The 16204-nt window shown below is 36.8% G+C and carries 12 protein-coding genes; 9 read left to right on the forward strand and 3 right to left on the reverse strand.

The genetic code is table 11. The features are described from left to right. Positions 1 to 97 precede the first annotated feature (97 nt). From AC27H3_RS14175 to lipA, 5 genes are all read left to right on the forward strand, one after another. Positions 98 to 952, forward strand: coding sequence for a septal ring lytic transglycosylase RlpA family protein (locus AC27H3_RS14175; RefSeq protein WP_487107169.1), 855 nt, complete (start codon positions 98 to 100; stop codon positions 950 to 952). Between the two features lie 186 nt (positions 953 to 1138). After that, positions 1139 to 2326: a serine hydrolase gene (locus tag AC27H3_RS14180; protein WP_487107171.1), complete on the forward strand. Its 1188-nt coding sequence runs from the start codon at positions 1139 to 1141 to the stop codon at positions 2324 to 2326. 324 nt (positions 2327 to 2650) lie between these two features. Continuing rightward, the gene (gene ybeD, locus AC27H3_RS14185; protein ID WP_085301758.1) at positions 2651 to 2914 is read left to right on the forward strand and encodes a DUF493 family protein YbeD; all 264 of its coding nucleotides are present in this window, start codon (positions 2651 to 2653) and stop codon (positions 2912 to 2914) included. A 72-nt stretch (positions 2915 to 2986) separates the two neighbouring features. Next, positions 2987 to 3649: a lipoyl(octanoyl) transferase LipB gene (lipB, locus tag AC27H3_RS14190; RefSeq protein WP_085301756.1), complete on the forward strand. Its 663-nt coding sequence runs from the start codon at positions 2987 to 2989 to the stop codon at positions 3647 to 3649. Further along, positions 3639 to 4607, forward strand: a complete 969-nt coding sequence (lipA, locus tag AC27H3_RS14195) for a lipoyl synthase (RefSeq protein ID WP_085301754.1) — start codon at positions 3639 to 3641, stop codon at positions 4605 to 4607. The genes lipB and lipA overlap by 11 nt, the downstream gene beginning before the upstream one ends. 95 nt (positions 4608 to 4702) lie before the next feature. Here lipA and aroC read toward each other — a convergent pair whose 3' ends face one another. Both aroC and prmB read right to left on the reverse strand, forming a co-directional pair. After that, positions 4703 to 5797, reverse strand: a complete 1095-nt coding sequence (gene aroC, locus AC27H3_RS14200) for a chorismate synthase (RefSeq protein WP_487107173.1) — start codon at positions 5795 to 5797, stop codon at positions 4703 to 4705. Positions 5798 to 5897: 100 nt separating this feature from the next. Beyond that, a complete protein-coding gene (gene prmB / locus AC27H3_RS14205) occupies positions 5898 to 6821 on the reverse strand; it encodes a 50S ribosomal protein L3 N(5)-glutamine methyltransferase (RefSeq protein WP_487107175.1) in 924 nt (307 codons plus the stop codon). An 85-nt stretch (positions 6822 to 6906) separates the two neighbouring features. Here prmB and smrB point away from each other — a divergent pair, with 85 nt between their 5' ends. Beyond that, the gene (gene smrB / locus AC27H3_RS14210; protein ID WP_487107176.1) at positions 6907 to 7449 is read left to right on the forward strand and encodes an endonuclease SmrB; all 543 of its coding nucleotides are present in this window, start codon (positions 6907 to 6909) and stop codon (positions 7447 to 7449) included. Between the two features lie 73 nt (positions 7450 to 7522). Here the strand turns inward: smrB and sixA are convergent, their stop codons facing one another. Then, positions 7523 to 8008 carry a phosphohistidine phosphatase SixA gene (sixA, locus tag AC27H3_RS14215; RefSeq protein WP_487107178.1) on the reverse strand — a complete coding sequence of 162 codons (486 nt, stop codon included), beginning with the start codon at positions 8006 to 8008 and terminating at the stop codon, positions 7523 to 7525. 284 nt (positions 8009 to 8292) lie between these two features. Between sixA and AC27H3_RS14220 the strand changes: the two genes are divergently transcribed. From AC27H3_RS14220 to AC27H3_RS14230, 3 genes are all read left to right on the forward strand, one after another. Next, on the forward strand, positions 8293 to 11088 hold the full coding sequence (locus AC27H3_RS14220) for an insulinase family protein (protein WP_487107179.1): 2796 nt from the start codon (positions 8293 to 8295) through the stop codon (positions 11086 to 11088). A gap of 327 nt (positions 11089 to 11415) precedes the next feature. Then, entirely contained in the window at positions 11416 to 15873 is a 4458-nt protein-coding gene (locus tag AC27H3_RS14225; protein ID WP_487107181.1) for an EAL domain-containing protein, read from the forward strand. A gap of 138 nt (positions 15874 to 16011) precedes the next feature. Further along, positions 16012 to 16204, forward strand: a 193-nt coding sequence (locus AC27H3_RS14230) for a hypothetical protein (RefSeq protein WP_487107183.1), incomplete at its 3' end; no start/stop codon positions are given.

Here is a 16204-nt window from a genome sequence, read left to right on the forward strand (position 1 = left end):
TCTCGTAACACAACGAACATATTACAAAGAGTACCCGTTATTTATGGCAAAATTAAATACTTCACAGCTTATTTGCTTTTACATAACGTTAATCATAATGTCAGCTTGTAGCACCCATACCAGCCGATATCAGCAAAAGCATGACAGCACACCAACACGTGTGCCAAACGCTAATGAACTTCTAAATGCTACCCCTAGAGCAGAAGCACACAGTCGCGGCGGTAATAAACATTACCAAGTATTTGGCCAGCATTATAAAGTTTTAAAAACGGCTGAAAACTTTAGTCAAACAGGTACAGCATCTTGGTACGGTAAAAAATTTCACGGCCATTTAACCTCTAACGGTGAAATTTACGACATGTACGCGATGAGCGCCGCACATAAAAATTTGCCCTTACCTACCTATTTAAAAGTGGTCAATAATAGCAATGGAAAATTCGTTATTGTGCGGGTAAATGATCGCGGGCCATTTCATCAAGACCGAATCATCGACTTATCATACAGCGCGGCTTATAAACTCGATATGCTAAAAACAGGCACAGCGAATGTTACTATTACCGCAATTAATGATTTTACTGCTGAGACCTTAGCTCAGCTACAACATAATTTGCCGCACTTCACATCTAACACCACAGAAGCAGTACCTTTAGCACAAGCCGAAGTTGCAAAAGTTGCTAATAGCTCATCTGTAAAAGTACTTAAGAAAGAGCCTCCCTCAACAAACCTAGCGTTGAAAAAGCAATTTATTCAAGTATTTGCAAGTAAAAGTAAGCTGCAAGCAAGTAAAATTTCGAAAGCATTAATGCAAAACCATAACAGTAATACACAAATAGAAGAAATAAATGGAATTTTTCGTGTTCTAGTTGGTCCGATATTAACTGAGGAAGAATTATCGCGTTTATTAGTCGTTATAAAAGATAGTGGCTATCCAAAAGCTTTTATTCGACGTTAAGGTTATTTTAAACATTGCTCTTTCTCCAGAAAAAGAGAAGACTACGAGCGAAGCTTTATAGATAACAAACCAAATTCATCAATGGTAACAAATTGATGTACGAGCTCATTAGAATTCAAAATGAAAAATGTTATACTCCGTTAAATATATACAACCTCCATTAATCGATAGTGCTGTAGGACAATTATGCCCCAAATCAAGTTTATTCAAGCGACTAAGAAGCCGATAAAGTTATTAACCTTTTTAGGTTCGGTATTATTAAGTGTTTGCTCTTTCTCTCACGCTCAAACTATTATCCCGTCAGCGCCTGAGGTTAATGCAAAAGGTCATATTTTAATTGACTATGCTACAGGTAAAGTTATTGCACAAAGTAATGCTGATATTTTACTAGCGCCAGCAAGTTTAACCAAAATGATGACAAGCTACATAATTGGTAAAGAGCTGGCTAGCGGTAATATCAGTAATGAAGACCCGGTAAGAATTAGTGAAAAAGCCTGGGCAAAGAACTTCCCCGAGTCATCAAAAATGTTTATCGAAGTAGGCACAGAAGTACCAGTTAGTTTGCTTAATCAAGGTATTATCGTTGCATCCGGTAACGACGCATGTGTAGCTATGGCAGAGCATATTGCGGGTAGCGAAGGCGCTTTTGCTCAGTTAATGAATGCTCACGCTGAGCAATTAGGCATGCACAGTAGCTTCTTTGAAAACAGTCATGGCTTAGATAGCAAAGAGCACAAAACAACGGCTAGAGATATGGCGACTTTGGCTATTGCCTTAATCCGTGATGTGCCTGAAGAGTACAAACTTTACAGCCAAAAATCGTTTACTTATAACAACATCAAGCAATATAACCGCAACAGCTTGTTGTGGGATAAAAGCATGAATGTTGATGGCTTAAAAACCGGTCACACTTCACAAGCAGGTTATAGTTTAGTAACTTCAGCCACCAAAGGTGACATGCGTTTAGTAAGCGTAGTGATGGGCACAGAAAGTGAACGCGCTCGTAAAGTGGAAAGTAAAAAATTACTTAACTATGGCTTTCGTTTTTTTGAAACTTATACACCTTATAAAGCCGGTGAAAAATTTGTTAGTAACCGCGTTTGGATGGGCGATCGTAAAGAAGTAGATTTAGGCATTATGGTTGATACCCCAATTACCATTCCTCGTGGTCAACGCAAAAATCTACAAGCAAATTTTGAATTAGACAAACAATTAACTGCTCCGCTACAAAAAGGCGCAGTAGTTGGTAAGTTGTTTTTACAGCTTGACGGTGAAGATATTGCTCAATACCCTTTAGTAACATTGCAAGAGGTGAATGAAGGCAGCATGTTCAACAAATTAATGGACTACGTTAAGCAGCAATTTGCTGACTAGTGTAGTTATCATTACCGACTATAAACTTTATTAACAAAACTCAGCTTCGGCTGAGTTTTTTATTTATAATATCTAATGCTGCGCTATGCATTGAATAATTAAATAGCCAATGAACATTGAAATAAAGTAATACCTCCCCCATTTATAGCCAATAAAGTCTCGGCAATTGGTCACATTCTTAACAAATAATGTTAAAATGTCGCCAATTTGCTGATGCAAACACATTAATAATTTCAAGTGACTTGGAATATTTCATTTTATTGAATTTCCCAACCACTTAAAACAACCTTTAAAGCGTTGTTTTACCGTATAAAGAGAAAATAAATGAATACTAAGTTTGATGAATTACTAGACTTCCCTACCGTGTTAAACTTTAAAGTTATGGGTATAGCATGTGATGAATTACCCGATCTGGTGGTTGGTGAGTTACAAAAGCATACCCCTGGTGATTATGCGCCTAAAATAAAGCCAAGTTCTAAAGGCAACTACCACTCAATTTCAGTTGCGGTGACAGTTACCAGTAAAGATCACATAGAAAAAATATATAAAACGTTAAACGCAATTGAGCAAGTGCGCTACGTACTTTAAGCCTTACTTTTTATCCGGTGTATTCCATTTACTATTTGGCTATAATATGCGAAATAAAATCGATAGAGATGTATTTTGAAAGACACATTGATTATTCGGCAACTGAATAACCTCGACTATGTCGATGTTTGGCATGCCATGCAAAATTTCACCGATGATCGAGATGAACACACCCCTGACGAACTTTGGCTAGTAGAGCATCCGCCAGTATTTACTCAAGGCCAGGCAGGTAAAGATGAACATCTATTAATGCCTGGTGATATTCCTGTGGTAAAAGTCGACCGAGGTGGACAAGTTACTTATCACGGTCCTGGACAGCAAGTGATCTACTTTATGATCAACTTACGCCGCCGAAAAATGGGGGTAAGGCAATTAGTTACCCTTATTGAAAATGGTATTGTTGCTTCAATGGCCGATTTTGATATTAACGCTAATGCAAAGCCCGATGCTCCAGGTGTTTATGTTAACGATAAAAAAATTGCATCTTTAGGCCTAAGAGTACGCAGAGGCTGCTCTTTTCATGGCTTAGCTTTAAACGTAAATATGGATTTATCGCCATTTTTGCGCATTAACCCTTGTGGTTATCAAGGTTTAGAAATGATACAAACTATCGATTTACAGGGCCCTGCCACTGTAAAACAAGCGGGTGAATCACTGGTTAAACATCTTAGTGAATTATTAAACACTCAGCATTTATCTTATCAAACGGGATTGGAAACAGTACATGACCACTAAATCATCACGCATTACCCCAGGCACTAAATTACGCGATGCCGAGAAAATGGCTCATATACCAATTAAAGTGGTTACTTCAGAGCGTGAAACTATGCTAAGAAAACCAGATTGGTTACGTATTAAACTGCCAAAAAGTTCAGAGCGTATAGATAGTATAAAAGCAGCACTGCGTAAACATGATTTACACTCGGTTTGCGAAGAAGCTTCTTGCCCAAATTTAACAGAGTGTTTTAACCACGGTACCGCAACCTTCATGATTCTTGGCGACATATGTACTCGTCGTTGCCCATTTTGTGATGTAGGTCATGGTCGCCCATTAGCCGCCGATAAAGAAGAGCCACGTAAATTAGCGTTAACGCTAAAAGATATGAAACTAAAATACGTGGTTATTACTTCAGTTGATCGCGATGATTTACGTGACGGTGGCGCACAGCAGTTTGTTGATTGTATCACCGAAATTGCCGAGCATTCTCCACACACTAAAGTAGAAATATTAGTACCAGATTTTCGTGGTCGTATGGACCGTGCTCTAGAAATTTTAAATACTCACCCACCAGGCGTATTTAACCATAACTTAGAAACGGCTCCACGTTTATATACTAAAGCTCGTCCTGGCGCGAACTACCAATGGTCTTTAGATTTATTGAAAAAGTTTGGTGAAGCTAACCCAACTGTTCCGACTAAATCTGGCTTAATGGTTGGCTTAGGTGAAACTAACGAAGAAATTTTACAAGTGATGCGCGATTTGCGTGCACATGGTGTAACTATGTTAACTATTGGCCAATACTTACAGCCAAGTAAACATCATTTACCCGTTGAACGTTACGTACATCCTGATGACTTTGACATGTTCAAACGTGAAGCTGACAAAATGGGCTTTGATCACGCAGCCTGTGGTCCATTAGTACGTTCAAGCTATCATGCTGATAAACAAGCCGCTGGTGAAGAAGTAAAATAGTCGTTAATCGATTTATACCTCTAAAAGTTCAGTAATAAAAAAGCTAGAAGATTAAACTTCTAGCTTTTTTTGTTTTAAAAGGGCTGAATTCTATTTTACTTGCCTTCAATATCCGGCGTTTGACACACTACATCCATATTCTGCGCTCTATGTCTTAAGTAGTGATCCATTAACGTTAACGCTAACATAGCTTCAGCAATAGGTACCGCACGAATGCCCACACATGGATCATGACGGCCTTTAGTCACGATATCTGCAGAAGCCCCCTCAAGATCAACGGTTTTACCACTAACACCGATACTAGAAGTTGGTTTTAAAGCGATAGATGCCACAATAGGCTGTCCTGAAGATATGCCACCTAAAACACCACCTGCGTGATTAGAGGCAAAACCGTCAGGAGTTAATTCATCTCTATGCTGCGAGCCTTTTTGATTAACAACACCAAAGCCATCTCCAACTTCAACAGCTTTAACGGCATTAATCCCCATTAAAGCATGAGCAATTTCAGCATCTAATCGGTCAAAAATAGGCTCGCCTAAACCAACCGGAACATTGTTCGCAACAACCATTAACTTTGCGCCTATAGAATCTTTTTCACGCATAATGCCACGTAATAATTCATCTAATTGCTCAAGTTTGTTCGCATCTGGAAAGAAAAATGGATTTTCTTCTACAACATTCCAATCAATATTCTCTGCACAAACTTCGCCAATTTGAGTAACACAAGCTTGAATAGTAATACCAAACTTTTGCTTTAAATATTTTTTTGCCACGGCGCCAGCAGCAACACGCATAGCGGTTTCACGTGCTGAAGAACGACCGCCACCACGATAATCACGAATACCATACTTCTGCCAGTAGGTATAATCGGCATGTCCAGGGCGAAAAGTTTTTGCGATATCACCATAATCTTGCGAGCGTTGATCGGTGTTTTCGATTAATAAACCAATTGGAGTACCGGTGGTTTTTCCTTCAAAAACACCTGACATTATTTTAACTTCATCAGCTTCACGACGAGCAGTAGTAAATCGAGACTTGCCAGGTCGACGACGATCAAGATCGTGTTGTAAATCTGCCTCGCAAAGTTCTAAACCTGGAGGACAACCATCAATGATAGCACCTAAGCCTAAACCATGGCTTTCACCGAATGAAGTGACCGTAAATAACTTCCCGAAAGTATTACCTGACATAATAAATATTACCCATTAAAAGTGATGATATACCAATAATAAAAATAGTCTTGGTATCAAAGTACTCTAAAAAATTTAGCTCTTAGTGTGTACTCATTGTTTATTGTTTAAAATCTTGCTGATGACTTATCAATTGCGCTTTAGTTAATTTAAATACACCATGACCGCCTCTCTCAAACGTTAACCACTGAAATGGCACTGTTGGAAAAGCCGCTGTTAAGTGAATTTGTGAATTACCCACTTCGCAAATAAGCACACCATTATCGTTAAGATGATCTGCCGCTTGCGCTAATATTTGTCGAACGATATCCAGGCCGTCAAAACCACTACCTAAACCCATTACGGGTTCATGCAAGTACTCTTGTGGCAATGAATCAACATCTTCTTGATCCACATAAGGCGGGTTTGTCACTATTAAATCATAGCTTTGCCCTTGTACCCCAGAAAAAACGTCAGACTGAATTGGAATAACTTGTGCAGATAAACCATGGCCATCAATATTAATTTGTGCCACGTTTAGCGCATCGATAGAAAGATCTACGGCGTCAACTTCCGCCTCAGGAAAAGCAACAGCACAAGCAATGGCAATACAGCCACTGCCCGTACATAAGTCTAAAATACGCTCTGGAGAATCTTCTATTAACCCCGTAAAACTTTGCTCAATTAGTTCACCTATTGGTGAACGAGGTACTAATACACGTTCATCAACATAAAAAGGTAAACCACAAAACATCGCTTGGTTAGTTAAATATGCTGCGGGGAGGCCTTCAACAATGCGGCGTTCAAATAATTGTAAAATAGCAACTCGCTCTGTTGATACTAAACGGCACTGCATTAATTCATTAGAAAGCTCTTGAGGTAGTGCAAGCTGATGCATAACTAATGTAAGTGCTTCATGCCATGCGTTGTTTGTACCATGACCAAAGTATAAATCAGCTTGATTAAACTGACTCGCGCCAAAGCGCACATAATCATTAACGGTATGCAATTGTTCGCTTACCTCTGTAAAGTTTATTATTTCCACGCATTCCTCAGGTTGTTCATCATATTGCATATATTTTATTATACTTTCACTTGTTATTGTTCGTCGATGTTTTTAGACTTCGCACATGAAATTTAAAGACGCGCTAAATGCGGATGAAAAAAAGTTATTTAAAGATGCCGTAGGTAAGGTTAAACCTATGGTGCAGGACAGAGTACACCCGGAAAAAAGAACCATCAAGTCCAAATCAACCTTATCTAAACAAAAAGATAGCAAGGCCCTCGCCGAGTTTCATTTCTCAGATGAGTTTGAACCTGATTTAAACACTCAAGGGCCATTGAAATATGTACGAGAAGACGTTGATAGTTTTGAAGCTAAAAACTTACGACGCGGACAGTACACACCTGATTTAATTCTAGATTTACATGGTTTAGACCAACAACAGTCAAAACGTGAAATTGCGGCTTTACTTGCCGCTTGTGATAAAGAGCATGCCCAGTGTGTATGTATTGTACATGGCTTAGGCGCGCGGATTTTAAAAAATAAAGTTCCGCATTGGTTAGTACAACACCCAAGTGTAATGGCTTTTCATCAAGCGCCATTAGAATGGGGTGGAAATGGCGCCATATTGGTTTTAGTTGAATTAAAAGATAAATTTATACGCGACTGATTTACCTTAGTAGCTTCCCTTAGTAGCTTCCCTTGGTAACTTAAACTGCCAGGCCGATTAAAAACTCATCACATTAAAATGCTGCTTCAATGTCATTAGGAGAAACTAAAGCCAGTAATTCACCAGACATTTTATCTAAATTATACGCTATGTGTGCTACTGAAGCCGTTTGAAACATAGGCATGGTGTGTTCTACAGTTAATTCTGCAACTAAATAACTGACTAAAGGCATATGCGAGACCAGTAAAATACTTTTATATTGCCCTTGGCTACAAACAGTATCTAAATAACCATGCACATCTTTAGCATTATCTTCAGGGGTAATAATCGCTAAGGTTTCTCTTTTAACAACATAATTTAACGCATTTATTACCGCGTCAGCTGTTTGCTGTGCTCGGGTATATGGACTAACAAAAATGCAGTCAAAGGCAGGGCTATTTTTTAATAACCATTGCCCCATAACATGAGCTTCTTCAATACCACTTTGGGTTAACGGTCTTTGCGTATCATTTGCAGCAAGCATTTCAGCTTGCCCATGACGCATAACGAAAATTTGCATAAATACCTTAAACACAACATATGCTCACCAGAACAAAGCGAACATTTTTCAGTTTGTGAGACTAAAACACCTTTTTCTCATTACACTAACCACACAGTGTTAAAAATCATTAGGTATATATCTTCAGAATTGGCGCTATAGTAAATGAATTGCTTATGTTTTTATAACATCAGTTAAGAATAAAATGGACTCACCTTATTCCTTAAGGTAATTTAGAAGATTCCAAAAAGAATATTATAAATTATAGCAAAGACCTGCTGTAGTTAACCTGTGCGGGAGCGAAAGTGAAAATAAGCCCGAATGACACTAAACAATATAAGTCAATTACGTTAAATAACGGCTTAAGAGTTTTATTAGTTCATAATAACGACTCTCATAAGTCTGCAGCAGCTTTAGCAGTAAATGTTGGTCATTTCGATGATCCTAAGCATCGACAAGGTCTTGCTCACTTTCTTGAACACATGCTCTTTCTTGGTACAAAGAACTTTCCTGATGGTAGTGAATACCAAAAATTTATTAATGAACATGGTGGTAGTAACAATGCTTGGACAGCAACTGAGCATACTTGTTTCTTCTTTGATATAGGCCATCAACACTTTGATTCTGCATTAACACGTTTTGGTGAGTTTTTTACGTGCCCTTTATTATCTAAAGAATTCGTTAACAAAGAACGTAAGAATATAGATGCCGAGTTTAAGCTTAAGCTAAAAGACGACATTCGGCGCCTTTACGATGTTCACAAAGAAACCATCAATCAAGAACACCCTTTTGCAAAGTTCTCTGTTGGTAGCAGTGAAACCTTAGCAGATAAAACTGGATACAATTTACAAGCAGAGCTAAGTGCATTTTTTAACAAAAACTATCAAGCACATTTTATGACGTTGGTACTAGAAGGCCCTCAGTCGCTGGATGACTTAGAAGCATTAGCTAATGCTAATTTTTCGGAAATAAAATCTAATGGCCTTGAAAAAGTTAAAATCACTGAGCCCCTTTATTACCCTGAGCATCAACAAAAGTGGATATCTGTAACACCGGTTAGAAACGATCAACAATTAATTATTAGTTTTGCAATGCCAAGTATCGATGAATATTACCGACAAAAACCTGAATCTATTCTCGCTTATTTAATTGGCCATGAAGGCCCTGGCAGCATATTGTCATTGTTAAAAAGTAAACAATGGGCTTTAGGCTTAACCGCTGGCTCTGGTATAAATGGCTCTAACTTTAAAGACTTTAATATTAGCATTTCACTTTCTGAGATGGGGGCTATAAATATAAATGAGATAATAAGTATTGTATTCGCCTACATAAACTTATTGAAAAAAGCCCCACTTAATGAACAATATTATAAAGAAAAGAAAGCATTAGCTGAGTTATCTTTTTGTTATCAAGAAAAGTTGTCGCCACTTGACTCTGTTAGCCAACTCGTCATTAACATGCAACATTACCCAGAAATCGATTACATCTTTGGCGACTATGTTATGGAAGGTCAAAACCAAATAACCCTAACAACCTTGTTAGACTATTTAGTTGCTAGCAATATGCGCATTGTTTCTATTGATAAAAACAGCCCTGACATGCCTCATAGCAACACAAGTAAATGGTATCAAGTGCCCTATTCTGTTAAAAATATTGCTCATAAAAAAATCGAGCAATGGCAACAAAGTGAAACTTTAAACGCATTAACTTTACCTAAAAAAAACCCCTATATTGTTGCTCGGCCCCAACTAGTTGCTAATGAAGATTTAAGTAACACACCACAAAAACCACCTGAAAAAATTTATCAACAAAATGGCCTAAATGCTTGGTTTAAGCATGATACAAGTTTTAATACTCCTAAAGGTTACATCTATTTATCGATAGACTCACCTGCAGTAATAGAAAGCCCGAGTTCAATCGCTATGACTCGTCTTTTTATTGACTTATACAGCGATGCAGTTATAGAAGAGCATTACGACGCAGAGTTAGCGGGTATTCACTATCACTTATATTCCCATCAAAGTGGACTAACGCTACAATTGTCGGGTATTAGTACGAAACAAGAACAACTATTGCCAAAGTTACTCGCAAGTTTAAAGCAAGGGAAGTTTTGTCCAAATAAGTTTGAATTATTTAAACAACAGTTACTTAGTCATTGGAAAAATGCAGAAAACAGTAAGTCTATATCGCAACTTTTCGCTAAACTCAGTGCCTCAATGCAACCTACAAGCCCAAGTAGTAAAACATTAATTAATGCACTAGAAAAAATAGAATTTGATCAATTTAAAAGTTTTATTCCTAAAATTTTTGAAAGTAATGCTGTTGATCTTCTCATTCATGGTAATTGGTCTAGGCAATCTGCGGATACAATAATTACCGATATCAAAAAAGTGTTCGTCAATAAATTGTCAGACAACAATCAAGTCAAAATTTCTTGTAATGATATTCATGGAAAAGGCACTTTAACATTGCCAATGGCATTACCCGCGCATGACCATGCTGCGGTACTTTATTATCCGATGCTAAATAAAGATTTACGCACAGTAGCGTTAACCATGTTAACTAACCAACTACTCTCACCTATATTTTTCCAAGAAATGCGCACAGAAAAGCAATACGGCTATTTGGTGGGTGTAGGTTTTATTCCTATTAATCGCTATCCTGGAATAGCATTTTATATTCAATCACCTCATACCGATTCGGTTACATTAACAATTGCAATGAATGAGTTTATTGCTCGCTCTAGTGACTTTATTGATCAATTACCTGCTGAGCATTGGCAACATTTACAACACGGGCTTGCCAGCCAGTTACAGGAAAAGGACGCTAATTTAAGAATAAAAAGTCAAAGATACTGGGCTGCTATTTGTAATAAAGAGCCGTCATTCGATCAAAAGAGCAAACTCATTTCAATTATTGAAAATTTATCAATAGAAGATGTTGCTGAGTTTATTAGGACCATATTCAATCAAGCCGAAAAAACAGACTGTTTATCATTACTTAGTTATGAAAATAGTCAGCAATTAGAGGAAATGACAAAAAACTATGCCATTAAAAATGACGAAGAAACTTTATTAAAAAAATGTCAAAGAAAATACTAATCTAGCCGATACAAAGTTTAGGTGTGCTAATGGCGCTTAAATATCGTTAATAATTGTCACTATCGCAGCAATGATTGACTTCCCCCTCTACATCATTTTTAATGGGGCGTGGCATCCAAAAATAATAAAAATATATGGCATACCAACTAAGTTAAATGAGTTAGGTATGGGTTTCACTACCAAAAGGTTGTATTTGTGCTTTTGCTTCTTTTAAGAAATAAATTAATTCCCCGATGTTTTGCAGTGGTCACTTTCTTGACTCTGACTATTTTGCTACTGCCTCATAACAAGGTCCTAGCTTCACAGTACAATATTAATCAAAACCCCTTGAAATTTGAACGAATTTCAATAGCCGAAGGGCTATCCCAAAGTTATGTTTACGACATAATACAAGACCATAATGGCTTTATATGGATTGCTACCCAGGATGGTTTAAACCGTTATGACGGCAAAAACTTCGTATACTACCGCCACGATAGTACCAATAGCTCATCAATTGCTGATAATTTTATTCGTAAACTATTTATAGATAAACAAAACGTGCTTTGGGTCGGCACAAATAAAGGCTTAAGTCGTTACAACGAATCCTTAGATAATTTTGATAATTTTTACCATCAAATTAGTGACAGCAATTCATTAAAAGACAATGAGATATGGGATATCTATCAAGATAAAAGTAACGATATATGGGTATCAACAAAAGAAGGTCTTCATAAATTCGATTCAGAAAATAATAACTTTTCCAGAATACGAATTAGAGGATTTGATTCCGCTTTAAAAGAAATTAAAACTATATTTCAGGATAATCGAGGTAACTACTGGCTTGGTACTTATGACAAAGGCATCTACCTAGCTAACAACACACTATCTTTCTTAGTGCCACTTTCAGGTGAAAACAAGTGGAACCTCTCACTCGATGCCATGAGTTTATATGATCTCATGGTCATTGATAATCAATATTGGTTAGCGACTGACAATGGGGTTTTTGTTGTTTCCAAAGATTATAAGATTATCAAGCATTACTCTGCAAATTCAGAAAATTTGGATGAAAGGTTATTATCTAATAACGTTAGAACTATCACCTTATTAGATAACTCTATGGTCTGGCTAGGCACGCTAAATGGTCTGAATATAATAAATTTGCTATCTGGGAGTTTAGATTCATTACAAACTGTTCAGAATAAAAATGCTCTATCTAACAATTATATACTTAAGTTATTTAAAGATAGTGCTAATAATATTTGGATAGGAACTGACGGAAACGGTATCAATACTTTTAACAGTTTACAGTTAAAAATCAAACATGGATTGTTTAGTTATAATAACACCCCAAGTGCTGTTTATGCATTTGCAGAATCTAAAGATGACAAAGTATGGTTCTCCACAGACGATGGAAAGCTTAGCTACTTGAGCTCAGACGATAAAATAGTCCAATTAACCCTAACGAATCAATCTCCTATTTCTCATTTAATGATAGATGATAAAAATAACCTCTGGTTGCAAACAGAAGCAGAAAGCCCAAACAGCCCAGGTAGTCTTTATTATTTTGACACTAAGGCTTTAACTTTAACTGAAAATAAATACTGGGATACCAATACATCTCATACCGAATACAGTGAATTATTTTTAATAGAAAATAAAGTTTGGTTTATTAATGACGAAATGCAACTAGCATCGTTTGACATTCATACCAATGATTTTGCAACTTATGATCAAGAGAATGGCTACACATTTACTTCTTTTAACTTCGACAAAGATCACACAATATGGCTTTCCACGAGCAAGGGTGAAGTACTTAACTTTAATGTTACTAAGTTTAAGTTCTCGAAGCGCTTATATTTACTTCCGAATAAGAGTAAGTTTGAAGACATATCAACTATTGCGATGTCAAATGAATGGATTTGGTTGGGTTCACAACGCGATGGTATCGCAATTATTAACAAAATAGACAGTGCCACTTATTTTTTTAACGAAAAGAATGGCCTTAGCAATAATTTCATAGCTGATATCGTGATTGACTCTTCTGGTATGGGGTGGCTGTCAACAAATATAGGAATAAATTCTGTTGATCCATACAAGAAAATAGTGAATTTTTACAATAAAGATATGCTCTTAAGCGACAACGAATATATTAGTGACAGCTCATTGCTATCTTCTGGTGATACGATTTACTTTGGAGGAATAAATGGATTTCATAGTTTTATCCCTCAAGAGATCTATCAAATAAACCAACAGACAAATGTTCCAACAATTTCAAATATATTTATAGCTAATAAAGAAGTCGCGGTAGCAAAAAATTCACAATCGACATTAAAGGATCAAGAGTTTTACTTGAAAGAAGCTCCAAATTTTTTAACTAATCTAACACTACGACATACCCAATCCCAATTCAGTATTGAATTTATCACTCCTAATGCCAAATTACCTAACCAGTTAAATTACCGTTATCGGTTAGTTGGATTGGAGGAAAAGTGGATAGATTCTGGTAAAAACAACCAAAGGGCAACTTTTACTAACTTAAGTTCTGGCGATTATGTTTTTCAAGTTCAGGCGTATGATATACAAAATAAACAAGTAAGTGCCATTAAAAGCTTAAATATCACTATAATGCCCCCATGGTGGTTGTCCACAGTTGCTATCTTGGTGTATAGCCTCATTGCTCTTTTAATTTTCGCTTACATTTTACAGCAAATGCGTCACAAACGCCTATATCACCTACAAATCAAACTCAGTGAAGAGCGCCTTAAATTATCACTTTGGGGGAGTGGTGACGAAATGTGGGATTGGAATATAAAAAGCGGTAAAATCTTCCGTTCAAATATCTGGGGTATATTAGAGTTTCCACAAGATGGTAAACGCAATGTTGGCGCTGATCAAACTAACATCCATCAGAATGATATCCCACGAGTTAGAGAAGCCTTAAATCAACACTTTGAAGACAGTAGCCAACATTTTGAATCAACATATCGTGTTAAAGATAAAGATAATAAATGGATATGGGTGCTAGATCGCGGAAAGATTGTTGAGCGAGATGAAAAAAACAACCCTAGCCGGATGACAGGAACACTAAAAGATATTAGCCAAATAAAACGTGCTGATGAACGTTTAAAGCTTTTTGCAAAATGTGTTGAAAATATCTCTGACGCTATTGTTATTTATGACCGTCAATTTACTGTTGTCGATGTTAATAAGGCATTTCAAAGCATTACCGGTAAAAGTAAATTACAAATGCGCGGTACGCTGCTTAAATTTGAACGATATTCTGACAGCTTTAATCAAAACGTAAAGAAGCACCTAATCACTAAAGGCAGTTGGCACGGTGAGATCGAAAATACTCGTGATAATGGCGATCTTTACTTAACCGATTTAAACATTGATATAATTCGTGATGAAAGTGGAAATGTTTCTCACTTTGTTGGCGTTTTCTCTGATATAACCAAACGTAAACAAACGGAATCCGAATTAAGAAAGCTTGCTAACACAGATACTCTCACTGGTCTTCCCAATCGAGCTTATTTTCAGGCTAACCAGCAAAAGTTAGTAAACAGTAAAGTCCCACATGCATTATTGGTATTCGACCTTGATAACTTTAAAAAAGTTAATGACTCATTAGGCCATGAAGTTGGTGATGTACTACTCTGTAAAGTTGCAGAGCGCATTAAAGGCTTAGGTAGAAACCTTGATACCGTTTATCGTTTAGGTGGTGATGAGTTTAGTTTAATTATTGAAAATACAAATGATATTCACACGATTACTACGCTTGGTAAAGAAATATTAAAATCTATTGCTTTACCATTAAGGCTTAAAAATCAAGAAATTGTACTTTATAGTAGTATTGGAATTGTTCTCTATCCCGAAGATGGAAAAAGCCCACAAGAACTGCTAAAAAATGCTGATACTGCGATGTATCATGCTAAAAATATTGGTGGAAATAAATATCAATTTTTTAGTGATTCTATGAATAAAACGGCGGTAAAACGCTTACAAATTGAAAGTTTAATTCGCCATGGGTTAAAAGAAGATTTATTTTCAGTTTTTTATCAACCTAAAATTGAGATTACCACTGGAAAAATTGCGGGAATGGAAGCGTTAGTGCGCTTTGAAACACCTAAAAAAGGCATCATTAGCCCTGTAGTATTTATCCCCGTATCTGAAGAAACAGGGCAAATAATTGATATTGGCGAGGTTGTTTTAAGAAAAGCCTGTATTGCCACTAAGAAGTGGGTTGATGCGGGACTTTTTGACGGTCGTGTTGCCGTTAACCTTTCCGCAGTGCAATTTACCCAGCCAAACTTAGTTGCAATGATTGCAGACGCGCTTAAAGAAAGCCGCTTACCTGCTAAATATTTAGAGCTAGAAATAACTGAGGGTACTGTGATGGACTCTCCCCAAAAAGCGATTGATACTATGCTGCAAATTCGCGCTATGGGTATTCATTTATCGTTAGATGATTTTGGTACCGGTTATTCGTCATTGGCATACCTAAAGAAATTTCCATTAAATACCCTAAAAATAGATAAAGCGTTTGTTGACGATATTGAAACCTCTGAGCAAGGACGAAATATGGTGGCAACAATTGTGACTATCGCCCACAACTTAGGTATGCAAGTAGTCGCAGAAGGTGTTGAAACTAATCAACAACTGAGCTTTTTATCTGGCTTACGCTGTGAACAATTACAAGGGTATCTTTATAGTAAACCGCTACCTGAAGGTGACTTTCAAAAATATTTACTTTCATTCCAAATTACGAATAAATCAACTTCATTTAGCAGAAATTCACTCTAATATTTTAGTGCCAGTTTTCTGGCACTCTACATTTTGTTAAAAAACAACGCTACAAGCCCTGTAAAACAACACCTAAAATGTTGGCACGGTAATCGCTTTATTGTTATCGAATTTAACTTAATAATAATAAGGTACAACATGCTTAGTTCACTAATTCTTACTTTTGCAATGTCAGCAACTCCAACACTAGATATAAACAATGAAGCTTTTATCACCGAAGAAATCGGTCGTCGTAGAAACGATGTTCGTATAGATATGAGTAATGCAGATGTTTCTGAAGCGGGTCGCCGTCGCAACGATGTTCGTATTGATATGAGTAATGCGGATGTTT

The sequence above is a fragment of the Colwellia sp. NW0002-52-1 genome (genome assembly GCF_057550865.1).